27 protein-coding genes and 1 other annotated feature are annotated in these 23,483 nt (G+C 43.4%); of the genes, 8 read left to right on the top strand and 19 right to left on the bottom strand.

Features of this window, described 5'->3' with window-relative positions; genetic code table 11:
• Positions 1–33 precede the first annotated feature (33 nt).
• The 5 genes from ACHBIE_RS07600 (at position 34) to ACHBIE_RS07620 (ending at position 3,537) form a co-directional block, all read left to right on the top strand.
• Entirely contained in the window at positions 34–1,005 is a 972-nt protein-coding gene (locus ACHBIE_RS07600; RefSeq protein WP_172059332.1) for a ribose-phosphate diphosphokinase, read from the top strand.
• A 15-nt stretch (positions 1,006–1,020) separates the two neighbouring features.
• Entirely contained in the window at positions 1,021–2,136 is a 1,116-nt protein-coding gene (locus ACHBIE_RS07605; protein ID WP_257104297.1) for a cysteine desulfurase family protein, read from the top strand.
• A gap of 1 nt (position 2,137) precedes the next feature.
• Positions 2,138–2,482 carry a DUF1831 domain-containing protein gene (locus ACHBIE_RS07610; protein ID WP_105110632.1) on the top strand — a complete coding sequence of 115 codons (345 nt, stop codon included), beginning with the start codon at positions 2,138–2,140 and terminating at the stop codon, positions 2,480–2,482.
• Position 2,483: 1 nt separating this feature from the next.
• A complete protein-coding gene (locus ACHBIE_RS07615) occupies positions 2,484–2,684 on the top strand; it encodes a DUF4649 family protein (protein WP_394733086.1) in 201 nt (66 codons plus the stop codon).
• A gap of 211 nt (positions 2,685–2,895) precedes the next feature.
• Complete coding sequence (locus ACHBIE_RS07620) at positions 2,896–3,537, top strand: redox-sensing transcriptional repressor Rex (RefSeq protein ID WP_125265833.1); 642 nt, start codon at positions 2,896–2,898, stop codon at positions 3,535–3,537.
• A gap of 44 nt (positions 3,538–3,581) precedes the next feature.
• Here the strand turns inward: ACHBIE_RS07620 and radC are convergent, their stop codons facing one another.
• The 3 genes from radC to gyrA form a co-directional block, all read right to left on the bottom strand.
• Positions 3,582–4,262, bottom strand: coding sequence for a DNA repair protein RadC (radC, locus tag ACHBIE_RS07625; protein ID WP_105122590.1), 681 nt, complete (start codon positions 4,260–4,262; stop codon positions 3,582–3,584).
• 74 nt (positions 4,263–4,336) lie between these two features.
• Positions 4,337–5,080, bottom strand: coding sequence for a class A sortase (locus ACHBIE_RS07630; RefSeq protein WP_105110895.1), 744 nt, complete (start codon positions 5,078–5,080; stop codon positions 4,337–4,339).
• Positions 5,080–7,536: a DNA gyrase subunit A gene (gyrA, locus tag ACHBIE_RS07635; RefSeq protein ID WP_105122589.1), complete on the bottom strand. Its 2,457-nt coding sequence runs from the start codon at positions 7,534–7,536 to the stop codon at positions 5,080–5,082. Before gyrA ends, ACHBIE_RS07630 begins: the two co-directional genes overlap by 1 nt.
• 192 nt (positions 7,537–7,728) lie before the next feature.
• On the opposite strand from gyrA, the gene ACHBIE_RS07640 reads away from it, so the two are divergent.
• Positions 7,729–8,712: an L-lactate dehydrogenase gene (locus ACHBIE_RS07640; protein WP_105110897.1), complete on the top strand. Its 984-nt coding sequence runs from the start codon at positions 7,729–7,731 to the stop codon at positions 8,710–8,712.
• 32 nt (positions 8,713–8,744) lie between these two features.
• Here the strand turns inward: ACHBIE_RS07640 and ACHBIE_RS07645 are convergent, their stop codons facing one another.
• From ACHBIE_RS07645 to ACHBIE_RS07685, 9 genes are all read right to left on the bottom strand, one after another.
• Positions 8,745–9,278, bottom strand: a complete 534-nt coding sequence (locus ACHBIE_RS07645) for a dihydrofolate reductase family protein (RefSeq protein WP_394733087.1) — start codon at positions 9,276–9,278, stop codon at positions 8,745–8,747.
• A 57-nt stretch (positions 9,279–9,335) separates the two neighbouring features.
• The gene (locus ACHBIE_RS07650; RefSeq protein ID WP_105122587.1) at positions 9,336–10,289 is read right to left on the bottom strand and encodes an ABC transporter permease; all 954 of its coding nucleotides are present in this window, start codon (positions 10,287–10,289) and stop codon (positions 9,336–9,338) included.
• 1 nt (position 10,290) lies between these two features.
• Entirely contained in the window at positions 10,291–11,352 is a 1,062-nt protein-coding gene (locus ACHBIE_RS07655) for an ABC transporter permease (RefSeq protein WP_105110900.1), read from the bottom strand.
• On the bottom strand, positions 11,345–12,880 hold the full coding sequence (locus tag ACHBIE_RS07660) for an ATP-binding cassette domain-containing protein (protein WP_172063185.1): 1,536 nt from the start codon (positions 12,878–12,880) through the stop codon (positions 11,345–11,347). Before ACHBIE_RS07660 ends, ACHBIE_RS07655 begins: the two co-directional genes overlap by 8 nt.
• Before the next feature lie 173 nt (positions 12,881–13,053).
• Entirely contained in the window at positions 13,054–14,124 is a 1,071-nt protein-coding gene (locus ACHBIE_RS07665) for a BMP family protein (protein WP_105161133.1), read from the bottom strand.
• A gap of 78 nt (positions 14,125–14,202) precedes the next feature.
• On the bottom strand, positions 14,203–14,592 hold the full coding sequence (locus tag ACHBIE_RS07670; RefSeq protein WP_105122586.1) for a cytidine deaminase: 390 nt from the start codon (positions 14,590–14,592) through the stop codon (positions 14,203–14,205).
• The gene (gene deoC / locus ACHBIE_RS07675; RefSeq protein ID WP_105110904.1) at positions 14,579–15,241 is read right to left on the bottom strand and encodes a deoxyribose-phosphate aldolase; all 663 of its coding nucleotides are present in this window, start codon (positions 15,239–15,241) and stop codon (positions 14,579–14,581) included. Before deoC ends, ACHBIE_RS07670 begins: the two co-directional genes overlap by 14 nt.
• A 16-nt stretch (positions 15,242–15,257) precedes the next feature.
• A complete protein-coding gene (locus ACHBIE_RS07680) occupies positions 15,258–16,535 on the bottom strand; it encodes a pyrimidine-nucleoside phosphorylase (RefSeq protein ID WP_105110905.1) in 1,278 nt (425 codons plus the stop codon).
• Complete coding sequence (locus ACHBIE_RS07685; RefSeq protein ID WP_394733088.1) at positions 16,532–17,122, bottom strand: class I SAM-dependent methyltransferase; 591 nt, start codon at positions 17,120–17,122, stop codon at positions 16,532–16,534. The genes ACHBIE_RS07680 and ACHBIE_RS07685 overlap by 4 nt, the downstream gene beginning before the upstream one ends.
• 108 nt (positions 17,123–17,230) lie before the next feature.
• Here ACHBIE_RS07685 and coaA point away from each other — a divergent pair, with 108 nt between their 5' ends.
• Both coaA and rpsT read left to right on the top strand, forming a co-directional pair.
• Positions 17,231–18,151, top strand: a complete 921-nt coding sequence (coaA, locus tag ACHBIE_RS07690; protein ID WP_172067250.1) for a type I pantothenate kinase — start codon at positions 17,231–17,233, stop codon at positions 18,149–18,151.
• Between the two features lie 58 nt (positions 18,152–18,209).
• Positions 18,210–18,458: a 30S ribosomal protein S20 gene (gene rpsT / locus ACHBIE_RS07695; protein WP_170239180.1), complete on the top strand. Its 249-nt coding sequence runs from the start codon at positions 18,210–18,212 to the stop codon at positions 18,456–18,458.
• 61 nt (positions 18,459–18,519) lie between these two features.
• Here the strand turns inward: rpsT and ACHBIE_RS07700 are convergent, their stop codons facing one another.
• The 7 genes from ACHBIE_RS07700 to ACHBIE_RS07730 all read right to left on the bottom strand — a co-directional run bounded on the left by ACHBIE_RS07700 (position 18,520) and on the right by ACHBIE_RS07730 (position 23,457).
• Entirely contained in the window at positions 18,520–19,878 is a 1,359-nt protein-coding gene (locus ACHBIE_RS07700) for a sensor histidine kinase (protein ID WP_394733089.1), read from the bottom strand.
• Positions 19,868–20,542 (bottom strand): response regulator transcription factor, encoded by a 675-nt coding sequence (locus tag ACHBIE_RS07705; protein WP_105122580.1) that lies wholly within the window; start codon positions 20,540–20,542, stop codon positions 19,868–19,870. The genes ACHBIE_RS07700 and ACHBIE_RS07705 overlap by 11 nt, the downstream gene beginning before the upstream one ends.
• Before the next feature lie 356 nt (positions 20,543–20,898).
• Positions 20,899–21,258: a 50S ribosomal protein L20 gene (gene rplT, locus ACHBIE_RS07710; protein ID WP_105110910.1), complete on the bottom strand. Its 360-nt coding sequence runs from the start codon at positions 21,256–21,258 to the stop codon at positions 20,899–20,901.
• Positions 21,259–21,310: 52 nt separating this feature from the next.
• A complete protein-coding gene (rpmI, locus tag ACHBIE_RS07715) occupies positions 21,311–21,511 on the bottom strand; it encodes a 50S ribosomal protein L35 (RefSeq protein ID WP_024375714.1) in 201 nt (66 codons plus the stop codon).
• A 27-nt stretch (positions 21,512–21,538) separates the two neighbouring features.
• Positions 21,539–22,069, bottom strand: coding sequence for a translation initiation factor IF-3 (gene infC, locus ACHBIE_RS07720; protein WP_394733090.1), 531 nt, complete (start codon positions 22,067–22,069; stop codon positions 21,539–21,541).
• A gap of 16 nt (positions 22,070–22,085) precedes the next feature.
• Positions 22,086–22,214, bottom strand: a sequence feature (ribosomal protein L20 leader region).
• A 26-nt stretch (positions 22,215–22,240) separates the two neighbouring features.
• On the bottom strand, positions 22,241–22,918 hold the full coding sequence (gene cmk, locus ACHBIE_RS07725) for a (d)CMP kinase (RefSeq protein ID WP_394733091.1): 678 nt from the start codon (positions 22,916–22,918) through the stop codon (positions 22,241–22,243).
• Positions 22,919–22,926: 8 nt separating this feature from the next.
• Positions 22,927–23,457: an SAG1386/EF1546 family surface-associated protein gene (locus ACHBIE_RS07730; protein WP_394733092.1), complete on the bottom strand. Its 531-nt coding sequence runs from the start codon at positions 23,455–23,457 to the stop codon at positions 22,927–22,929.
• Positions 23,458–23,483: the final 26 nt, after the last annotated feature.

Here is a 23,483-nt window from a genome sequence, read left to right on the forward strand (position 1 = left end):
AAAAAGTAGGGTTATAAAAAGGAGTTAGTCAAAATGGTACAACCACTTGGTGAACATAACATTAAATTATTCTCTCTCAACAGTAACCGTGATATCGCTGAAAAAATTGCAGAATCAGCCGGTATTCCTCTTGGAAAAATGTCTTCACGTCAATTTTCTGACGGTGAAATCCAGATTAACATTGAGGAATCAGTCCGTGGTGTTGATGTCTATATCATCCAATCAACTAGCTACCCAGTAAACAATCACTTGTGGGAACTCTTGATTATGATTGACGCTTGTAAGCGTGCCTCTGCCAACACCATTACCGCTGTCATGCCGTATTTTGGCTACGCTCGTCAAGACCGCACAGCCTCTCCACGCGAACCAATCACTGCTAAACTAGTAGCAAATATGTTGGTAAAAGCCGGTGTCGACCGCGTTCTAACCCTGGACCTCCACGCATCACAGATTCAAGGTTTCTTTGATATTCCAGTGGATAATCTCCTGACAGAGCCACTCTTTGCGTCCTACTACATGGAAAAAGGCCTCTGCAACGACGATGTGGTCATCGTTAGTCCCAAAAATTCAGGAATCAAGCGCGCTCGTAATATCGCAGAATTTTTGAATGCACCGATTGCTATCATTGACTACGCCCAAGACGATTCGGAACGTGCCGAAGGCTATATCATCGGTGATGTTGCTGGGAAGAAAGCCATCCTGGTCGACGATATTCTAAATACAGGCCGCACTTTCTCTCAAGCATCCAAAATTGTTCAAGACGGTGGTGCAACTGAAATTTACGCCGTTGCCAGTCATGGACTTTTCGCTGGGACTGCTGCGGAACTCTTGGACAACTCTCCTATCAAGGAAATTTTGGTCACAGACTCTGTTGCCAGCAAGGAACAACATCCTAATAATATTGCTTTCATCACGGCTAGCAACTTGATTGCTGACGCTATCCACCGCATTCAAGAACACCAGCCATTGAGCCCACTTTTCAAATTTAACAGCCCACTTAAATAAAACTAGGAGTTACACTTGATTTATTTAGATAATGCAGCTACGACTGCCCTGTCACCGGCTGCCCTAGAACGGATGACGGAAGTCGCTGCAGACATCTATGGCAATCCGTCTAGCATCCACGGTGCTGGTCGCAAGGCTAATCAGGTTCTCAGACAGGCACGACAGGATATAGCTGATATCTTGTCGGTCCGTCCTGATAACTTAATCTTCACATCTGGAGGCTCTGAGGCCAATAATTTAGCCATTCAAGGCTATGCTCTGGCCCATCAGGACAAGGGCAAACACCTTATCACTACTGCCATTGAACACCATGCAGTCCTCCATACCATGCAGTATCTGGAGGAACGCTTTGGCTTTGAAGTGACCTATATCCAGCCAATCGACCAAATCATCACAGCCCAGCAGATCAAAGATGCACTTAGACCAGACACCATTCTGGTTAGCAGCATGTTTGCCAATAATGAAACTGGCCAACTGCTCCCTATCCAAGAAATTGGACAGTTACTAGCAGACCACCAGGCAGTTTTCCATGTTGATGCAGTGCAGGTCATGGGAAAATTGCCTGTTCAGCCTGAAAAACTAGGAATTGATTTCCTATCTGCTGCTGCCCATAAATTTCATGGCCCAAAAGGTATTGGTTTCCTCTATTCAAGATTGCCTAAATTTGATGCACTCATACATGGCGGTAAGCAAGAAAATCAACATCGTGCAGGAACAGAAAACCTCCCTGCCATTGCAGCGATGGCCACAGCCCTCAAAGAGCAAACTGCTAAAAGGGACCAAGATCTTCAATACATCACTTCCCTAAAAGAACACCTCATCTACCACCTGGCCGACACCGACTACTACATCAATCAAACTGGCGACCACCTTCCTCATATCATCAATCTTGGCTTTCCTGGTCAACTCAATGAGCAGGTGCTCATGCGCCTAGATCTAGCCGGAATCGCAGTTTCAAGTGGTTCTGCCTGCACAGCAGGTGTTGTACAAAACAGTCATGTCCTTGAGGCTATGTATGGAAAAGATTCTCCACGACTGAAAGAATCCATCCGCATCAGTTTCTCAGAAAGCAATACGACTGCTGATATTGATGCACTCATCACTGAATTACACAAGATAATAGGAGGATAAAATGGCATTTGAAAAAACTGTACGCTTAAAAGATTGTAACTTTACCTATCATATCAGCTCGGGTATCAAAAAATACACCCTGCGTGACAATACCTTTGAGCAAACCAAGGCTGGCCACTATCAGCTGGAACGCCTACTAGAAGAAGTTCCCAATTCTGGGCAAGGTTTCCTCTTGAAAATTATCATCAACCAAGATTTGACTGGTTTCAAAATCAACATCACAGACAAGTCTGGTCTTCGTTTGATTAACATTTTCAAACCAGGCAGCAATCCAGTTATTCAGGAAAAATTCTACTTCCTCATGGATAGCCTGGTCGACCGAGATATATTTACAAAAGAGGCCTAAGATGATTGAAATCTACTACACTGATGCCTACAAACTAGAACGGGTTCAACAATTTGATAATCTGGATGAGGCTAAATTGGCCTTTGCAGGCTGTGTCACCCTACCAGATTATTACCCTGTTACCCGCATTCTCAAGGACGGACAAGCTCTTGACTTCCAAGGCATCGTCGGAGATCTCTATCGCTATTTTCAAACCCTATAGAAAGACCAAGTTGTTTGGTCTTTTTTTCAAATCAATCTGTTGATTTTTTCACAAACATAGACTAAAATAGAAGAAAGAAGTGAATTAACAAACAAGCTGATAGTGATGTTATCGGTTTTGCAATCCCTTGCAAATTTTTGATACGATTTACAGAAGATTGTGAAATCTATCTGACCAGTAACCGGTGTCCTACAGCTAGAAGGAGAAAAGAGTGAAGAACATAAAAAACGCTGACATCCCCCGGGCCACGGCCAAGCGACTTTCCTTATATTACCGCATTTTCAAGCGATTCCACGCTAGCAATATTGAAAAGGCTAGCTCAAAAGATATTGCAGAAGCTATCGGAATTGACTCTGCAACTGTCCGCCGTGATTTTTCTTATTTCGGTGAACTAGGTCGCCGTGGTTTTGGCTATGACGTCCAAAAATTGATGGAATTTTTTGCTGAAATTTTAAATGACAATTCCATCACCAACGTTATGCTAATAGGGGTTGGTAACATGGGACGTGCCCTACTCCACTATAAATTCCACGAGCGAAACAAAATGAAGATTGTTATGGCTTTTGAAGCAGATGATAATCCAGCTGTGGGCACAGTTGATGAATCTATTCCAATCTATGCCATTTCTGAATTGAAGGAACGGATTGCCGAAGCTGATTCACAAACTGCCATCTTGACCGTCCCAAGTGTTAAAGCCCAGGAAGTAGCTGATGTGCTAGTTGAGTCCGGTGTCAAAGGAATCCTCAGCTTCTCACCAGTTAACCTCTCTGTACCAAAAGATGTGGTTGTCCAATATGTGGATTTGACCAGCGAACTGCAAACACTCCTGTATTTTATGAGAAAAGGCGAATAAGAGAGCAAAACAGAGTTAGTTTCGACTAACCCTGTTTTTTGATACTAAAATAATTCACTCTCTTCCCTGAAAGAATAATAGTCCTTCTGCCCGACAATCAGATGATCCAAGAGAACCAGACCCAAAGTCTCACAAGAATCCTTCAAATTTTCAGTAAAGAGCAAATCGTTTTTACTCGGCTGTACAGAGCCTGACGGATGATTGTGAACGATGATAATCGAGGTCGCCATACACTTGACTGCATAGTGCAAAATCTCCCTGGGCTCTGCAATACTGCGATTGACACTGCCGATAAAGACTGTTTTTTGGTGGATGACCTGATTCTGAGTGTTGAGATAGAGGGCGACCAGATGCTCCTGCTTCTGCTGTCCAATCTCCTGAATCATTTTACGCCCCAGTTTTTCACTACCCAAAATACGATCGTTGAGCAAAATCTCAGACTGATTGATGCGCTTACCAAGCTCAATCATGGCCTTTATCTCAATCGCCTTGACCCGACCAATCCCAGTCAAGCTCTGCAATTCCTCAATAGACAAATCCTTTAGAGCCGCCAGATTTTCCAGCTGATTGTGTAGATTGTTGGACAAGATTGAAACCGGCTCCTTTTTTGTACCCGTACGGATGAAAATAGCCAGGAGTTCCTGGTTACTCAGGCGTTCCGGCCCCAATTCTAACAAGCGTTCACGGGGCATCAGTGCTTCTTCCTTAAAATCAATTTGATACATAAAATCCTCCTCACCTATCTGTTCGTAAAAAAATTGAAAAAAGGATAGAAATTCTACCCTTTTGACAAATCAATTTATAGTTGAACCTGATTATATGTTTGTTCAAAGTATTTGAGTGTTTCGCCATCAGCCTGGTCATAAGGAATCACTTCTTCTAAGTCGCCCTTAACAATGGTCCGCATGGTGGCAGCCAAGTCTTCACAGGTAACCAGCGTAATCTCATTTTGCCCTTCAACATCATCGATGACATAGACACTATCAGGCGTCACTGACTGAACACTTTTCACGTTATAAACATAGACGTTTTCCTTGTCAGTCAAATAAATCTTCATCCCCTCTTTGGCATTTTCAAGAGGAGAAAAGAGAGTTTCACTGGCTCCAGCCATACCAAAAATATGGTGGCTGGCTAGCGAATAGTTGCCTTTACCCATTTCTTGCGTTTCTTTCATGGTGCCCGCTCCATACATGAGGGCAACGTTTGAAAGACCTTTAAAAATTGGCAAGTTAATCTTCAAATCTGGGATAGCAATCCCTCCAATAACTGGCAGCTGCTGCGCTTCCCACTGGGCCTTCATAACAGCTTCCGTAGAGATAGATTCTACTTGAGCAAAATCAAATGTAGTGTCCACCTCTTTATTGCTAGCAATTTCTTCCTTGGATACTTTGGTTACCTGATACTTATTACTGTTCCAGGCAATCATCATATTGCGGATAGATGTGTTGAAAATCAAGGCTAGCGAGATGAGCATTAGGAGACCCACTGCAAGATTTCTCAACCATGACCCCCGTCTTGCTTTCCTTTTCTTATCCTTTGTCATTACTTATCCTCTTCTTCCGTATTTTCTTCGCCTTCTGCGGCATCAACCAGTGCAAAGGTCATGATTTTCGCTTCCTGATCCAGTTTCATTACCTTGACACCCATAGTCGAACGACCTGTTTGCGAAATATTGGCAACGCTGGTCCGAATAATGACACCTGTATCTGTAATCACCATGATGTCCTCAGTACCTGACACCGTAATCAATCCAGCCAATGGACCATTCTTTTCTGCCACTTTCATGGTGATAATTCCCTTACCACCACGACCTTTTGTCGGATACTCACTCGCAGGCGTCCGTTTGCCAAAGCCCTTCTCGGATAGCACCAGAACTTCCTGGTCATCGGAAATCATGGTCGCTCCGACCACCTGGTCACCGTCTCGCAGGGTAATCCCTTTGACACCCGTTGCAATACGGCTCATACCGCGGACAGCTGTCTCCGTAAAGCGTACAGTATAGCCAAACTTGGTTCCCATAATGACGTCTGCCTGACCATCTGTCAAGAAAACATTGATGAGTTCATCATCTTCTTTCAAATTCAGAGCCTTGAGACCATTTTGACGGATATTGCCAAATTCGGACACGCTGGTACGTTTGACAATCCCCTGACGAGTCGCAAAGAAGAGATAATGGCCATCTTCCTGCTCCTTGGTCACATTGATAATGGTCTGGATGGACTCATTTTCCTCCAGTTTGAGGAGATTGACCACTGGCAAGCCCTTGGCGGTCCGACCGTATTCAGGAATTTCGTAACCTTTCAGACGGTAAACACGGCCTTTGTTGGTAAAGAAGAGCAGACGGTCATGGGTGCTGGTTGACACCAGTTCACGGACAAAGTCGTCGTCCTTGACACCTGTCCCCTGAACACCGCGTCCACCACGTTTCTGAGCATGGAATTCATCCTGGGCCAAACGCTTGATATAGCCCTGGTTTGACAAGGTAATCAAGACATCTGCCTCTTCAATCAAGTCCTCGTCTTCTAGTGACAAGACCTCACCGACCATCAATTCTGTCCGACGTTCATCCGCATACTTGCGCTTCACTTCGTCCAGCTCTTCCTTGATGATGAGAATCACACGCTCTGGCTTGGCCAAAATATCCGCCAAATCAGCAATCAAAGCTATCAATTCATCATATTCAGACTGAATCTTATCACGTTCCAATCCTGTCAGACGACGGAGACGCATATCCAGAATAGCCTGGCTCTGACGCTCTGAAAGATTGAATTTGGCCATCAATTCTGCTTGGGCAATAGCATCCGTTTCCGAATTGCGGATGATACGAATAACCTCGTCAATATGATCCAGCGCAATCAACAAGCCTTCTAAAATATGGGCACGTGCCTCAGCCTTCTCCTTGTCAAACTGGGTCCGACGGGTTACTACTTCTTTTTGATGCTCGATATAGGATTCCAAAATCTGACGAACAGAAAGGATTTTCGGAACACCATTTTGAATAGCCAACATGTTGAAACTAAAGTTGGTTTGGAGCTGGGTCTGCTTGAAGAGATTGTTCAAAATCACGTTGGCAGAGGCATCACGACGCACCTCAATGACGAATCGAACACCCTCACGGTTGGACTCATCACGGACCGCGGTAATACCATCAATCCGTTTTTCCTGCACCAAGCGAACGATATGTTCTTGAACCTTGGATTTGTTGACCATATAAGGAAATTCCGTTACGACAATCCGCTCACGGCCATTGCCATATTCTTCAATCTCCGTGCGCGAGCGCAGGGTAATCGATCCCTTACCAGTCTCATAAGCACGGTGAATACCTGATTTACCCATAACCAGGGCTCCCGTTGGAAAGTCAGGCCCCGGTAAAACCTCCATAATTTCACGAGTGGTGACTTCTGGATTGTCCATAACCAGCTTGACCGCATCAATGGTTTCACCCAGATTATGCGGCGGAATATTGGTCGCCATACCAACGGCGATACCTGTCGTCCCGTTGACCAAAAGGTTGGGGAATCGTGCTGGCAATACCTCTGGCTCACGCTCGCTGGAATCATAGTTGTCCGCGAAATTAACGGTATTTTTGTTAATATCACGCAGCATTTCTAACGCAATCTTGCTCATCCGAGCTTCAGTGTAACGCTGGGCAGCGGCACCGTCCCCGTCCATGGAACCAAAGTTCCCGTGACCATCAACTAACATGTGGCGATAAGACCACCACTGGGCCATACGGACCATGGCCTCATAGATGGCAAAATCCCCATGCGGATGGTATTTACCCATAACATCACCCGTGATACGGGCAGATTTCTTATGGGGCTTGTCGGGAGTGATTCCCAATTCGTTCATTCCATACAAAATACGGCGATGAACCGGCTTAAGACCGTCACGCACATCTGGCAGTGCACGAGAAACAATGACACTCATCGCATAGTCAATGAATGAGCTTTTCATTTCGTTGGTCAGATTCACCGTCACTAAGTTTTTATCTTGCATTCTATGCCTCATTTCAACTGCATTCTTACTACTATTATACCATATTCTGGGGCTCTTTTCTGACTTGGGAATTGCTATGTAAACATTTTCAAGTCCCTATTTCCAAGTGACAAACCACAGGAAAAGTGCTAGAATGGAATGTGGTCAGGGGACAACATGCCCCCTAAATAAAACTAAGGAGATGTTTAGAAGATGACTGCAACTAAACAACACAAAAAAGTGATCCTTGTCGGTGATGGTGCCGTAGGTTCAGCTTATGCTTATGCCCTTGTCAACCAAGGTATTGGCCAAGAATTGGGTATCATTGATATCAATAAGGACCGTACACAAGGTGACGCAGAAGATTTGAGCCACGCTTTGGCCTTCACTTCACCAAAGAAAATTTATTCTGCTGAGTACTCTGATGCTCACGATGCTGACCTTGTTGTATTGACAGCAGGTTTGCCACAAAAACCAGGTGAAACTCGCCTTGAATTGGTAGAGAAAAACCTCCGTATCAACCAACAAATCGTTTCTGAAATCGTTAAGTCTGGTTTCGACGGTATCTTCCTCGTCGCTGCTAACCCAGTTGATATCTTGACTTACTCAACTTGGAAATTCTCAGGCTTCCCTAAAGAGCGCGTTATCGGTTCAGGTACTTCACTTGACTCAGCTCGTTTCCGTCAAGCCTTGGCTGATAAGATTGGTATCGACGCACGTTCAGTTCATGCCTACATCATGGGTGAGCACGGTGACTCTGAGTTTGCTGTATGGTCACACGCTAACGTTGCTGGTGTGAAATTGTACGACTGGTTGCAAGACAACCGCGATATCGATGAGCAAGGTCTTGTTGACTTGTTTGTATCCGTTCGTGATGCTGCTTACTCAATCATCAATAAAAAAGGTGCTACTTACTACGGTATCGGTGTTGCCCTTGCCCGTATCACTAAAGCAATCTTTGATGATGAAAATGCTGTACTTCCATTGTCAGTTTACCAAGCTGGTCAATACGAAGGTGTTGAAGATGTCTTCATCGGTCAACCAGCTATCATCGGCGCACATGGTATCGTTCGTCCAGTAAACATCCCATTGAACGAAGCTGAATTGCAAAAAATGCAAGCTTCTGCAAAACAGTTGAAAGATATCATGGACGACGCATTTGCTAACCCTGAAATCGCAGCTGCAATCAAAAACTAAGATAAAAAAGATGAGTTGATTTAGCTCATCTTTTATTTATCTCGCACGTCATAACGCAACATGGCAATCCCGTCTGTAACCGTTGACTCCACCAAGGTCAGCTTCTGCTCCTCTGGCAGTTTGTCAAAAAGGGAAATCCCTTCTCCCAGGATTGTCGGAATAATCCCGATAATAAAATGATCAATCAATCTTTCCTTAAGACAAATTTGAACGAGTTGAGCGCCACCAAACAACCAGATATCTGAACCATCTTCTCCTTTCAACTTTTTGATTACATCAACAATATTTGAAACAAAGCGGACATTGTCATAGCTGGGCTGTTGATGGCGACTAGCAATGATAAACTCCTTCTCCTCATATCCGGCAATCATTTCCAGAGGACAATCTTCTAGTGATTTTCTGCCCATAATAACCGTATCACACGATTTGAAAAAAGCTTCATTATCAAACTGCAGGCTCGTATCATAGTCAGTTGTTCCATGCCCTTGTATCCAATCGTAAGAACCATCCGTTCTGGCGATGTGGCCGTCTAAACTCATGGCAATATTTAGTACTAACCGACGCATAAATCTCCTTTCAAAAGGCAGAACCCTCAACAAATGATGAGGGTTCTTGTTGTATAGCTATTTTGATTTGATATAGTTGATACCGTCGGCTTTTGGTGCCACAGCTTTACCAAAGAAGGCAGACAGGGCAATAACGGTAATCAAGTAAGGTGCAATTTGCAGGTAAACGGTCGGAATATCTTTCAAGCCTGGCAACTGGCTACCGATAACCGCCAAACTTTGTGACAAACCAAAGAAGAGACTGGCTAACATAGCACCAAGCGGATTCCATTTACCAAAGATAACAGCTGCCAGGGCAATGAAACCTGAACCAACAATGGTTGTCGCTGAAAAGTTGATGTTTACCGATTGAGCACTTACTGCTCCTCCAACACCGCCAAGGAAACCGGCAATCAATACACCAGCGTAACGCATAGCATAAACGTTAATACCCAGTGTATCAGCCGCTTGTGGGTGCTCACCAACTGAACGGAGACGCAAACCGAATTTCGTTTTATACAGGACAAACCAAGATAGGAAGGCTGTTGCAATCGCGACATAGCCCATCAAACTGGTGTTCTTGAAGAAGAGGTCCCCCAAGACCGGAATATCTGCCAACACTGGGAAAGAGAATTTACCAAATGATTGACGAATACTATCTGTCTGACCTTTATTGTAAATAACCTTAACCAGGAAGACACCGAGAGCTGGTGCTAAGAGGTTGAGTACCGTACCTGACACGACGTGGTCCGCGCGGAAGTTAATGGTCGCCATGGCATGGATTGCTGCAAAGACAACTCCAGCCAAACCACCAACAATCACAGCTAATAGTGGGGTAGCTTTACCAAAGGTCTCAGCAAATTCAATATTGAAGACAACTCCAGCAAAGGCACCAATAACCATGATCCCTTCCAGACCGACGTTGACAATACCACCACGCTCAGAGAACACACCACCTAGACTGGTGAAAATCAATGGCGCTGAATAAATCAGCATTTGCGAAATGAGTAGCGTTAAAATAGTCAAGTTCATCTTATTTTACCCCTTTCGCTTTCTTTTTTGAGTTGAGTAACTGCTCAAAGATAAATTTCACACCGATGAAGAAGATGATAGACGCTGTTACAACGTTAATCAATTCTGGTGGAATCTGAGCACGAACCATACCTGGAGCACCTACAGATAGGGCACCGAAGAGGAAGGCCGCAAATGGAATACCAAGCGGTGAGTTAGTTGCTAGAAGAGCAACAGACATACCGTTGAAACCAATATCCAGGTTACCACTTTGAATATAGACATTTTGGAAGGTACCCAAACCTTGGATAGCTCCACCCAGGCCAGCAAGTGCACCTGAAATAATCATAGACAAGATGATAGTCCGTTTTGCCGACATACCTGCATAATCAGACGCTGTCGGGTTGATACCAACTGAACGGATTTCAAAACCAAGTGTCGTCTTGGTCAAGAGGAACCAGATAACAATAACAGCGATAATGGCAAAGAAGATACCGATATTCATACGCGAATTGTCTGTCAAAGCCCGCAACCATTCTGTTTGATAGGAAGCATTGGCCGAAACGTTGATAGACGAGTCCGTATTTTTCATCAAATCATCTGAGAAAATATCACGGATAATGTAGTTCCCAGAATAGAGTAAGATGTAGTTCATCATGATGGTCACGATGACCTCACTGGTTCCCAGATAGGCACGGAGAACACCAGGAATGGCTCCAGCAATACCACCAGCTAACATAGCAATGATTACCGTTGCCAAAATCAAGACTGGACGAGGTAAATCTGGATTAGCCAAGGCAAACCACCCTGCAAAAATCCAGCCTACATAAGCTTGACCTGACAAACCGACGTTGAAGAAACCAGCACGACTCGCCACCGCAAAACCAAGGGCAGTGAAAATCAGCGGTGCCATAGCGCGGAAAATTTCACCGACAGACTTGATAGTACCGAAGGCTGAGTAGAACAATTCCTCATAGCCCCAGATTGGGTCATAGCCAAAAATCAACATGACAATTGATCCCAATACAAGACCGCTCACAACAGCAAGTAAAGGAAGGATCAGATTTTGATATTTCTTAAGCATGTTCTTCTCCTTTCTCAATGTGACCACCTGCCATCAACACACCGAGCTCTTGCTTGTTGGTCTTAGCAGGGTCAACGATACCATGGATGACACCATCATGGATAACTGCAATACGGTCTGAAACATCCAAGATTTCATCCAATTCAAAGCTGACAACCAAAACAGCTTTCCCTTTATCACGCTCGGCAATGAGACGCTTACGGATGTATTCAATGGCACCAACGTCCAAACCACGGGTCGGTTGGCTAACAATCAAGAGATCGGGATTACGGTCCACTTCACGAGCGATAATAGCTTTCTGCTGGTTACCACCAGAAAGTGCCTTGGCAGGAACCAATTCACTGGCACCGCGAACATCGAATTCTTGCATCAATTGACGGGCTTTTTCATTGATAACGTTGTAGTTCAAAATACCATTCTTAGAAACGGGTTCTTTGTAGTAGGTCTGTAGAGAAATATTTTCGGCTACCGTCATTGGAAGGACCAAACCATCGCGGTGACGGTCTTCTGGTACGTGGCTGACCTGCATCTCTGTAATCTTACGAGGGGTCTTACCAACCACTTCTTCACCCTTAATCTTGATAGAACCAGATTTGACCTTACGGAGACCTGTAATGGCCTGAATGAGCTCACTCTGACCATTTCCATCGATACCTGCGATACCGACGACTTCGCCAGCACGGACTTCCAAATTCAAGCCCTTAACAGCTGGAATTCCACGGTTCTCATTAACAACCAGATCCTTAATAGACAAAATGACTTCTTTTGGATTGGCAGGAATTTTCTCTGTTTTAAAGGAAACAGAACGGCCTACCATCCACTCAGCTAAGTCTTGGTTGGTTGCATCTCCGACAGGAACTGTCTCGATTGATTTACCACGACGGATAACCGTTACCGTATCAGCAACCGCACGAATCTCATCCAGCTTATGGGTAATCAAGATGATGGATTTGCCTTCTGAAACCAGGGTCTTCATAATCTTCAAGAGCTCTGCAATTTCCGCGGGAGTCAAAACAGCCGTAGGTTCGTCGAAAATGAGCAAGTCAGCTCCGCGATAGAGAGTTTTCAAGATTTCAACACGCTGTTGAGCACCGACCGAAATATCCGCAACCTTGGCAGTTGGGTCAACTTCCAAACCATATTTCTGGGAAAGCTCTTTAATCTCAACAATAGCCTTCTTGAGGTCAATCACACCGCCCTTGGTTGTCTCACTACCGAGGATAATATTTTCCGCAACTGTAAAGGCATCCACCAACATAAAGTGCTGGTGAACCATCCCGATACCCAAGTGGGCTGCCCTAGAAGGTGAATCAATGTTAACTGATTGACCATTGATAACAATTTCACCGCTAGTCGGTTCCAAGAGACCAGCCAGCATGTTCATCAATGTTGATTTACCGGCACCATTCTCACCGAGCAGGGCATGGATTTCACCACGTCTGACATTCAAATTGATGTGGTCATTCGCAACAAACTCACCAAAAATTTTGGTGATTTCACGCATCTCAATGACATAATCCTTAGTCATAATCTATTTCCTTTCTGACTACAATCGCTAAACGAAAAATCGTTTTCACATAACTATTGTACCATTTTTGTCAGTAAAACCTACCACCATTTGATAGGCTTTACTGAGAAAAATCTCAGCTCCGAAAAGGGCGACCGATAGGCCGCCACTTCGGAAAACTAATGTTATTCAGCTTATTTTTCTGGTGTTTCTGGAACTTCAACTTTACCATCCAAGATTGCTTGTTTAGCGTCTGCGACAGCTTTAGAAGCATCTTCAGAAAGGTTTGTTTCAGCCAATTCTACACCTTTGTCAGCAAGTGAGAATTGAACAACTGTACCACCAGGGAATTCACCTTTAACTGCTTTTTCAGTGATGTCTTTAACTGAAGTACCAACTTCTTTGATGGTTGATGCCAATACGAAGTTAGATTCTTTACCGTCTTTAGAAGTGTAAACACCTTCAGCAGATTGGTCACGGTCAACACCGATTACCCAAACTTTATCTGCTTCATCACGAGTTTCGTTTTCAGCTTTAGCAGCAGCAAATACACCATTACCAGTACCACCAGATGCGTGGAAGATAATGTCTGCACCTGCAGCGTATTGAGCAGCAGCGATTGTTTGACCTTTTGCAGCATCACCGAATGAACCTGCATAATCGATTGTGATTTTGATGTCTGGGTTTACAGACTTAGCACCAGCTACGAAACCAGCTTCAAAGCGGTCGATAACGACACCTTCCATACCACCGATGAAACCAACGTGGTTTGTTTTAGTAGATTTAGCAGCTGCAACACCTGCCAAGTAAGAAGCTTGGTGGTCTGCAAATCCAACGCTGACTACGTTCTCTTGATCTGGAACAACTGAGTCAACGATTACAAAGTGAGTTTCTGGGTTATTTGGAGCTGCTTCAGCAATCGCAGTTTCCAAGGCGAAACCAATACCGAATACAAGGTTGTAACCACCAGCAACAGCTGAGTCAAGGTTTGTTACGTAGTCTGATTCACTTTGTGATTGAATGTAGTCATAGCCGCTACCTTTTGACAAACCATTTTCGTCACCCCAAGCAGTCAAACCTTCCCAAGCTGACTGGTTAAATGAACGGTCATCAACACCACCGATGTCTGTTACGATCATTGGCTTAACTGATATTTCTGATGAGTCTGTTGAGGCTGCTTCTTTGTTTGCAGTACGGCTTCCACAGGCAGCCAATGTAAGAGCTGCAACAGTAGCTAGACCAAATCCGACAAGTTTCTTGTTCATTTCTGAACCCTCCTAAAAAATTCTTTTTGCAACTTTCGTTGCGGTGATGATACTACAGTCTAACGACTGTCTTACAGACTAGTTCAGGTCTGTAAAAGAATATGGAAGTAATTCCCCGACTGTCATCTCGACTGTCGATAGATCTTTGGCAACAAGTGTTACCTTTAAATCCTTATCAAAAAATTCAGCCATGACCTGGCGACAAGCACCACATGGTGAAACTGGTTTCTCTGTCTGACCATAAACAATCAGCTCAGAAAAATCCAAGACGCCCTCTGAAACAGCTTTGAAAATAGCTGTTCGTTCGCCACAGTTGGTCAAGCCAAAGCTGGCGTTTTCAATGTTAACACCTGTAAAGACTTGCCCATCCTTGGCAACCAAGACAGCTCCAATTGGAAAATGAGAATAGGGAACGTAGGCTTTCTTACTCACTTCCTCAGATAATTTTATCAACTCAGTAGTCGCCATCTGCTACAGCTCCGTTCATAATCGCTACACCTGAAGATGCACCAATACGGGTTGCACCAGCTTCGATAAAGGCAAGGGCATCCTCATAGGTACGCGCACCACCAGATGCTTTGACACCCATATCTGGTCCTACTGTTTGGCGCATCAAGGTAACATCAACCACTGTCGCACCACCTGTAGAAAATCCAGTAGAAGTCTTAACAAAATCAGCACCGGCCTCTTGAGACAATTGACAAGCCTTCACCTTTTCCTCATCGGTCAAAAGACAGGTTTCGATGATGACTTTAACCAATTTATCGCCACTGGCTTCCACAACCGCCTGTATATCTTCCAATACTAGGTCATAGTTCTGAGATTTGAGGGCACCAATATTGATGACCATATCAATCTCGTCTGCACCATTTGCAATCGCATCCTTGGTCTCAAAAGCCTTGACAGCTGGCGTGTTAGCTCCCAGAGGAAAACCAATCACTGTACAAACCTTGACCTCTGTTCCAGCTAACCCCTTTGCAGCGTAGGCAACCCAAGTTGGATTAACACAGACGCTAGCAAAGTCGTATTCTTTTGCCTCTTCAATAATCTTTGCAACCTGTTGCTCAGTTGATTCCGGTTTCAAAATGGTATGGTCGATATATTTATTTAATTTCATAAGTTTTCTCCGTACATTAAGAAATGATTTCAATGATTTCCTTCGTATTTACACTTACATCATCTATTTTAACATTTTTTTGGAAATTTGTAAGCATATTTTCCGAAATATTTTCATTTGCATAGATGGTTGCAATCGGCTGACCTTTTTCGACTGCATCCCCCACTTTTTTGTGGAAAACAATACCAGTCTCATAGTCCAGTTCATCTGTTTTTACCGCTCGACCTGCTCCTAGTTTCATGGCAAATAGACCAAATTCTAGAGCTGGCAAACCAACAATATAGCCATCTCGCTCTGCCAATACGTCCACCTTGTGGGAAACATCTGCCGGACGGTAGAGGTCTTCCAAATCGCCTCCTTGAGCCTGAACCATTTCCTCAAATTTCTTAAGGGCAGCTCCATTTTCAATATGCTGACGAACTTCCGCAACCGTCTTTTCAACATCAGCAAGTCCCAACATGATTTGAGCCAATTCACAGATAAACTCTGTCACGTCTTCCCTACCCTTGCCTTGTAAAATTTCCAAGGCCTCAAGGATTTCCAGGCGATTACCAATGCTGGTTCCCACCGGCTGAGACATATTTGTCAAAACTGCAATAGTCTTACGTCCGACAGCCTTACCAAGGTCCACCATGGTCTGAGCCAGCACACGCGCCTCTTCTACTGTCTTCATGAAAGCACCTTCGCCCACCGTGACATCAAGGAGAATGGCATCTGAACCAGCCGCAATCTTCTTAGACATAACCGAGCTTGCAATCAGGGGAATAATGTCCACCGTCGCTGTCACATCGCGCAGAGCATAGAGCAACTTATCAGCCTTGACCAAATTATCTGATTGGCCAATAACCGCAACTCCCGTCTCCTGAACCTGCTTGATAAAGTCTTCCTGAGTCACTTCAATCTGATACCCTTTAATGGACTCCAATTTGTCCAGAGTGCCACCTGTGTGTCCCAAACCGCGTCCGCTCATCTTAGCAACTGGCACTTCAAAACTAGCTACCAAAGGAGCTAAAATCAAGGTTACCTTGTCACCCACACCACCAGTCGAGTGCTTGTCTACCTTGATACCAGGAATAGCAGATAAGTCAATCTGGTCACCTGATGCCACCATATTCATAGTTAAATCAGAAATCTCGCGCGTTGACATGCCTTTAAAGTAAATGGCCATCGCCAGGGCTGACATTTGGTAGTCAGGCACTGTTCCAGCCACGTAGCCCTCAATCAACCATTTAATTTCCTCAGAAGACAATTCCAAACCATCTCGTTTTTTCTGAATTAAATCAACTGCTCTCATTCTTTCACACTTTCGAGGATATAGTATCCTTTGTCTTTTTTGATAATCTCACAATTGCCATAGGTTTCTTCCATTATTGCTTTGGCACTTGGTGCTCCCTGCTTTTTCTGGATGACAATTGTCAGTCGTCCACCTGATTTCAAGTGCTCTTTTGCTCCTGTGATAACCTGGTGAACTACAGCTTTTCCTGCTCGAATCGGTGGATTAGAAATAACAGCATCAAACTGTCCTTGAACTGCTTGATAAAGATCCGATTGAAAGATTGTTGCTGGAACACCGTTTTTCTCAGCATTCTTTTCAGCCAACTCAAGCGCTCTGCTATTGATATCAATCAAGGTCACATCAACATTAAAGACCTTTGCCAAGGTTAATCCAAGTGGTCCATAGCCACAGCCAACATCCAAGAGGGTCTTCCCAGTTTCTAATTCTAGGGATTGTAAAAGCACCTGACTTCCATAATCAACCATTTTCTTACTAAATACACCTGCATCTGTCAAGAATGTCATGTAGGTATCTAATAAACGGACACGGAGTTCATGAATATCATGTGCTGTACTGGGATTTTTTTCGTAATACATCTCTGACATGTCTTTATTATAACATTTCCTAAAAACGTTTTCAAGAGGTTTTACTTACCTGAAAAGATATGTTAAAATAAATGACAAGAAATAATTACTAGATATGGAAAACAAAAAATGAAACATGAATTTTTAAATTTTGAAGAAATCGATCGCTCCACCTGGCAGCAACTTCACCGTAAAACCACCATCCCCTTGACTCAGAGTGAACTCAATTCCATCAAAAGTTTCAATGATAAGATCCAACTTCATGAGGTATCAGACGTCTACCTCCCCTTGGTCAACCTCATTCACATCTATCGCAAGGCCAGAAAAGATTTAACCTTTACAAAGAGTCTCTTCCTCCAGAAATCCATCAAGTCTCAACCATTTATCATCGGTATTTCCGGAAGTGTTGCTGTTGGTAAATCCACTACCAGTCGCTTGCTCCAGATTTTGATTGCCCGCACTTTCAAGCATTCAACTGTAGAACTGGTTACCACCGACGGTTTTCTTTACCCCAATACTACCCTAGAGGAAATGAATCTATTGGACAAAAAAGGCTTTCCTGAGTCTTATGATATGGAAAAACTGATTGGATTCTTAGACAATATCAAAAATGGCATCAATTGTGAAATTCCTGTCTATTCTCACGAAACCTACGATATTGTCCCTGATAAAAGTCAAAAAATTCAGGTCCCTGATTTTCTAATTGTCGAGGGAATCAATGTCTTCCAGAACCCTCAAAACCAGCGACTCTATGTCAGCGATTATTTTGATGTATCTATCTATGTGGATGCCGAGGTGGAGAATATCGAAACCTGGTACTTAGAACGCTTCCAAAAATTGCTGAAGCTTGCAAAAAATGACTCTAGCAACTACTACCATCGCTACACCCGGCTCACCTATCCAGAAATCATCGCAGTCGCTCAAAATACTTGGAAAAATATCAACCTTGCCAACCTCGAAAAATACATCGAGCCGACGCGCAATCGGGCGGATATTATCTTGCACAAGGCTGAAAACCATGAAATTGATAAAATTTATCTAAAAAAATAAATAACACTTGTCAAAACCAGTCTTTTCAGATATAATGGTATGGTTAGTACAAGAAAGGGTGGAGGTGAAACCATTGGCAAACATTAAGTCAGCTATCAAACGCGCTGAATTGAACGTTAAACAAAACGCTAAAAACTCAGCACAAAAATCAGCTATGCGTACTGCAATCAAAGCATTTGAAGCTAACCCATCTGAAGAGCTTTACCGCGCTGCTAGCTCAGCAATCGATAAGGCAGAAACTAAAGGTTTGATTCACAAAAACAAAGCAAGCCGCGACAAAGCACGTCTTGCAGCAAAACTTGCGTAATAAAATCGAAGTCGTCAAGACTTCTTTTTTTATTTTAAAAATAGGACTGGCGCTGCCAATCCTATCTCGGTATCTTGATTTCAAAAATAGTTCCTGTTGGCTGGTTATCACGAATTGAAATTTCCCCCTTCAAGGAATCACTAATCTGTTTAGCCAAGGCCAAGCCGAGTCCAAAACCACCTTTTTGTCGCGTTCTAGCCTTATCTACCCGATAAAAACGATCGAAGACCTTGGTCTTATCATCCTGACTAATTCCTATTCCATTGTCCGCAACTGTAAAGTACGCAAATTTATCCTTTACTCTTGCCTGAATGCTAATTTGTCCATCGTCTCCTGTATATTTCAATGCATTATCAAAAATAATAGTCAGGAGTTGTTTTAGCAGGGCCTTATCTGTCCGAATAGGCTGCTTAATATGATTCGTAACAAGTAAATCCTTGCCACTCTCTTCAGCTATAATGTTAAAATTGTCAAAGATTTCCTCGAGATATTGTGGATCCAAATCATCCATCACAATATGGAAACCATCATCTCGCCGAGCCAGACTCAGCAAATTACTGGTTAAAATCCGCATGTTCCGCACTTCATCAAGACTGGAGGCAATGCTTTCACTGGATTCAATGATGGTCGCATTGGGATGACGGAAGAGCCCCTCTAGGCGATTCTGTAGGACAGTCAATGGTGTCCTGAGCTCATGACTAGCATTCTCCACAAAATCCTTCTGCTTTTGATAGCTCAGCAAAATTGGCCGCATACTGAGTTGAGCTAAATAAAGACTGGCAAACAGCGAAATAAACCAGAAGGAGACCATGACAATCGCCACTGTTCGCTCATAGGTCTGAATAGACATTTTAATCTGACTGACATTGACACAGATAGTCGCGTATTTCAAGTCTAGCGTCGAATATTTTTCCGTTACCTCACTCGGCAACTCCAGGGTGGTATAACGGAAATCATCGTCACCAAATGGCCCTTCGACGCTGACTTCCTTTACATTTTTCAAACTTTCCTTATCAAAAGCCAATTCAGACAAACCACTGAAGACATCAGAATTGACTAGCTCACCCGCAGAATTATACAAGAGTACGTGGAAATTGGTTCCCAAACGAATGGGCTCACCGGGACCACCATCAGTATCATCTGGGAGAGTATTTGCACTCGCATTACCTTGATTGCTCTCGTGCTGAAGAATAATTTCCGAATCTGGATTCAGCATCCTAGCTGCCGCAAAATTCAAAACCAAGTCAGGATGTTGCTTGATTTTGTCAAACTGGATATCTGTACTACGATACATGGTAGACCGCATCAGTTGAAAAATAATGGCCGTCATGGATATGAAAATCAGCGTAAATACGGCAAAATAGCGGATAAAGTAGGAAAAATTGTCCGACTTGGTGAGCTTTCTCATCTTATTGATCATTTTTCAAAATATACCCTACACTTCTCAAGGTCTGCAAGCGGTCTGCGAAAACCGTTCCCTTCAATTTCTTTCGGACTTTTGAAACATAGACCTCTACTACTGAGATGGTCGTATCGCTGTCAAAGCCCCAAATACGGTCAAAAATTTGAGTTTTAGGAAGAATAACGTTCTGGTTTTGCAAGAAATACACCAGTAAATCAAATTCTTTTCCTAGTAACTCAATTTCACTGCCGTCCACATAGGTCATATTGGTAGACAAATCAACAGTCACATTGCCAAATTCTAGCTGATTATCATTGAATTTACCAGCTCGCTTCAAAAGCGCCTGAATACGCATCTTCAACTCCTCTAGATAAAATGGCTTGGTCAGGTAATCATCCGCCCCCAATTCAAAACCGTGGCCCTTATCATCCAAGCTTTCTTTAGCCGTCGTAATCAGGACCGGAGTAGAAATTCCTTTTTCGCGGATTTCTTTTAAGACCTGAAATCCATCCTTCTCTGGCAACATCAGATCCAAGAGAATCAGATCATAGACACCTGATTCTGCCTCATAGAGGCCCTCATCGCCATCAAAAACCTGCATAACATCAGCAAAATCATCTAGAAAGTCGAACACCGAATTAGATAGGCTTAGATCGTCTTCAACAAGCAATATTTTAATCATATCTGTCTCCTTTTTTACTCATTATAACATCTTCACATTCATATTTCTATTTAGAAAAAGCCAAACTAGCAACAATTCCTACTATTGAATGCAGCAGGTGCACGAATAGATGTTAGAACCTGTAGTCACAAGTGCGATACATTTCGATATGGGATAGTTTCTTGCTAATCCAGGCCGCTTAAGATGGAATACTGACTGTAGGTTCTACCAATGAGTGGCAGAAAAATATCCTTAGCTCAGGTTCTGAGCTGTGAAGACAGGTTCTTATACTCCTAGCTTGACCTCTCTAGTATAAACGATGTAACTTAAAAGAAACTAAAACACAAAAAGACTTCCAAAAGGAAGCCTCCTGATAATTACTTACCAAGTTTTGCTTTTGCAGCGTCTGCAAGAGCTGTGAAACCTGCTGCATCGTTTACTGCGATATCTGCAAGCATTTTACGGTTCACTTCGATTTCAGCCAATTTCAAACCGTGCATCAATTGTGAGTATGACAAACCGTTCATACGAGCTGCCGCATTGATACGAGTGATCCACAATTTACGGAAATCACGTTTTTTCTGACGGCGGTCACGGTATGCATAGTAGTAAGAGTTCATTACTTGTTCTTTCGCAGTGCGGAACAAGAGGTGCTTAGCACCGTAGTAACCTTTAGCTAATTTTAAAATACGTTTACGGCGTTTACGAGAAACAACGCCACCTTTAACACGTGCCATTTAATTTTCCTCCAAATAATTCAAATAGTAATTGTGCAATACTGATGCGAGATTAGCGCATTTGTGTAAGCATTGACTTGATACGCTTAAAGTCACCAGCATGTACCATACCTGCTTTACGAAGGTGACGACGTTGTTTTTTAGTTTTACCGTGGAAACGGTGTGAAGTATAAGCGCGGAAGCGTTTCAATCCACCAGAACCTGTACGTTTAAAACGTTTAGCTGATGCGCGGTGAGTTTTTTGTTTTGGCATTTTAATTCTCCTTTTAGCGTAAAAAGCTTATTTTTTATCTGAAGCTGGGGCCAACTGCATAAACATTTGACGACCGTCCATCTTAGCGCGTTGTTCGATAATGGCAATATCTTGGGTTGCTTCGGCGAACTCAGCTAATACTTTCGCGCCAACATCTTTGTGGGTAATCATACGACCCTTGAAACGGATCGAAACCTTGACCTTATTTCCTTTTTCAAGGAATTTACGGGCATTACGAAGTTTCGTCTCGAAATCCCCTTTGTCAATAACTGGACTTAGACGCACTTCTTTGACAGTGACAACACTTTGTTTCTTGCGTTGTTCTTTCTGTTTCTTCTGATACTCAAATTTGAACTTACCGTAGTCCATAATTTTAGCAACTGGCGGTTTAGCTTGCGGTTGAATCAATACTAAATCCACATTTGCCTGATCAGCGATGGCCTGAGCCTCATTGAGCGGTTTGATTCCCAACTGTTCACCCTCAAGACCGATAAGACGAACTTCACGCACTCGAATTTCATCATTGATGAACAAATCTTGCTTTGCTATGGCTTTCACCTCATTTTATTTTTTTTCGAGAAAAACGAAACGGACTTGCTACACAAGTCCGCACTACACCATTATTCTTTCCGAAGAAATCTTAATCCGTAGGGCCAGACAACGTTAGTCGCAAGGCGAGAAGCTCTCACTTCTGCTTTTCTCAATACGACCATTCTATCATGTCCTACACTACTTGTCAAGGATTTCTTTCGCTTTTTCTGAAATAAATTGCACAACACCTTCAATAGAAACACCAGTTGTATCAAAGGTAATGGCATCTTCTGCTACTTTGAGTGGTGAAACTGCTCGTGTACTATCTTTCAAGTCACGGGCCGCAATCTCCTCTTTCAAGGTTTCCAAATCCGTCTCAATGCCACGCGCCTTATTTTCCTTAAAACGGCGAAGGGCCCGCTCTTCAACAGAGGCAATCAGGAAAATTTTCAACTCTGCCTGAGGCAAAACAACTGTGCCAATATCACGACCATCCATGACAATGCCACCTGCCTGGGCAATTTCTTGCTGGAGTTCGACCAGTCTTTCACGAATAGGAGCCAATGCTGCCACCCAAGAAACATTGTTGGTCACGTCGTTATCACGAATGGCAAGACTGACATCCCGTTGACCGAGGAACACCAGTTGCTGGCCATCTTCCGAACGGCCGAATGAAATCGGATGCTGAGCCAAGAAAGCTAAAATATCGTCAACCATATCAGCTGTTAGTTTATTTTCCAGAGCTAACAGTGTAACGGCACGATACATAGCTCCAGTGTCCAAATAGGTATAGCCAAAATTTTTCGCAATAATTTTTGCCACAGTCGACTTTCCGCTCGAAGCAGGTCCGTCGATGGCGATTTGAATTGAATTCATAAATCCTCTTATCTAATACGTACTACATCTCCTGGGTTGGCCCACCAAGTACCACCAGGTCCCACCATTTTTTCTGGATTCAAGCGTTCCAACTCAGCCATAGAAATCCCTGCTCGGTTGGCAATACTTGCAAGACCTTCGCCAGGTTGGACAGTTGTGGTTGTACCATCTCCACGATCTACCAAATCGGCAGCGGAGCTTGCCTCTGTTGATGATTCCTCAGTGGCTGCTGCTGTAGTCTCAGTCGTTTCAGTTGCGTTTGAATCTTGCTCAGATGAACTCGAAGCTGCAACCTGGGCATTCTCAGCATTATAAAAACCTTCTGTCGAGTCAGTATTACTGCCACCTGTAGACAGGTAAATAGCCAAAATGATAATGGCCAAAAGGAAGAAAACAAAGATTGAAGCTAAAATAGTAAACAAACGACTACTCGCCATCATACCTACTTTTCGATTTCTACGACTTACTGACACTTGTTCATCCTCAACTTCTTCCAATTCTTCTTCAAAAAGTTCATCATTCCATGGTTCTTGTGACATTGATAGCTTCTCCTTGTATTTTTTTC

It is taken from the genome of Streptococcus sp. A23, from assembly GCF_043674155.1.
Lineage (GTDB): Bacteria > Bacillota > Bacilli > Lactobacillales > Streptococcaceae > Streptococcus > Streptococcus suis_V.

Bases quoted from the DNA above. Each gene is read 5' to 3' on its own strand.
- ACHBIE_RS07600 (WP_172059332.1), top strand. From the start codon at position 34: ATGGTACAACCACTTGGTGAACATAACATTAAATTATTCTCTCTCAAC.
- ACHBIE_RS07610 (WP_105110632.1), top strand. From the start codon at position 2,138: ATGGCATTTGAAAAAACTGTACGCTTAAAAGATTGTAACTTTACCTAT.
- ACHBIE_RS07615 (WP_394733086.1), top strand. From the start codon at position 2,484: ATGATTGAAATCTACTACACTGATGCCTACAAACTAGAACGGGTTCAA.
- radC (WP_105122590.1), bottom strand. From the start codon at position 4,262: ATGTATCAAATTGATTTTAAGGAAGAAGCACTGATGCCCCGTGAACGC.
- ACHBIE_RS07630 (WP_105110895.1), bottom strand. From the start codon at position 5,080: ATGACAAAGGATAAGAAAAGGAAAGCAAGACGGGGGTCATGGTTGAGA.
- gyrA (WP_105122589.1), bottom strand. From the start codon at position 7,536: ATGCAAGATAAAAACTTAGTGACGGTGAATCTGACCAACGAAATGAAA.
- ACHBIE_RS07640 (WP_105110897.1), top strand. From the start codon at position 7,729: ATGACTGCAACTAAACAACACAAAAAAGTGATCCTTGTCGGTGATGGT.
- ACHBIE_RS07645 (WP_394733087.1), bottom strand. From the start codon at position 9,278: ATGCGTCGGTTAGTACTAAATATTGCCATGAGTTTAGACGGCCACATC.
- ACHBIE_RS07650 (WP_105122587.1), bottom strand. From the start codon at position 10,289: ATGAACTTGACTATTTTAACGCTACTCATTTCGCAAATGCTGATTTAT.
- ACHBIE_RS07655 (WP_105110900.1), bottom strand. From the start codon at position 11,352: ATGCTTAAGAAATATCAAAATCTGATCCTTCCTTTACTTGCTGTTGTG.
- ACHBIE_RS07660 (WP_172063185.1), bottom strand. From the start codon at position 12,880: ATGACTAAGGATTATGTCATTGAGATGCGTGAAATCACCAAAATTTTT.
- ACHBIE_RS07665 (WP_105161133.1), bottom strand. From the start codon at position 14,124: ATGAACAAGAAACTTGTCGGATTTGGTCTAGCTACTGTTGCAGCTCTT.
- ACHBIE_RS07670 (WP_105122586.1), bottom strand. From the start codon at position 14,592: ATGGCGACTACTGAGTTGATAAAATTATCTGAGGAAGTGAGTAAGAAA.
- deoC (WP_105110904.1), bottom strand. From the start codon at position 15,241: ATGAAATTAAATAAATATATCGACCATACCATTTTGAAACCGGAATCA.
- ACHBIE_RS07680 (WP_105110905.1), bottom strand. From the start codon at position 16,535: ATGAGAGCAGTTGATTTAATTCAGAAAAAACGAGATGGTTTGGAATTG.
- ACHBIE_RS07685 (WP_394733088.1), bottom strand. From the start codon at position 17,122: ATGTCAGAGATGTATTACGAAAAAAATCCCAGTACAGCACATGATATT.
- coaA (WP_172067250.1), top strand. From the start codon at position 17,231: ATGAAACATGAATTTTTAAATTTTGAAGAAATCGATCGCTCCACCTGG.
- ACHBIE_RS07700 (WP_394733089.1), bottom strand. From the start codon at position 19,878: ATGATCAATAAGATGAGAAAGCTCACCAAGTCGGACAATTTTTCCTAC.
- ACHBIE_RS07705 (WP_105122580.1), bottom strand. From the start codon at position 20,542: ATGATTAAAATATTGCTTGTTGAAGACGATCTAAGCCTATCTAATTCG.
- rplT (WP_105110910.1), bottom strand. From the start codon at position 21,258: ATGGCACGTGTTAAAGGTGGCGTTGTTTCTCGTAAACGCCGTAAACGT.
- rpmI (WP_024375714.1), bottom strand. From the start codon at position 21,511: ATGCCAAAACAAAAAACTCACCGCGCATCAGCTAAACGTTTTAAACGT.
- cmk (WP_394733091.1), bottom strand. From the start codon at position 22,918: ATGAATTCAATTCAAATCGCCATCGACGGACCTGCTTCGAGCGGAAAG.
- ACHBIE_RS07730 (WP_394733092.1), bottom strand. From the start codon at position 23,457: ATGTCACAAGAACCATGGAATGATGAACTTTTTGAAGAAGAATTGGAA.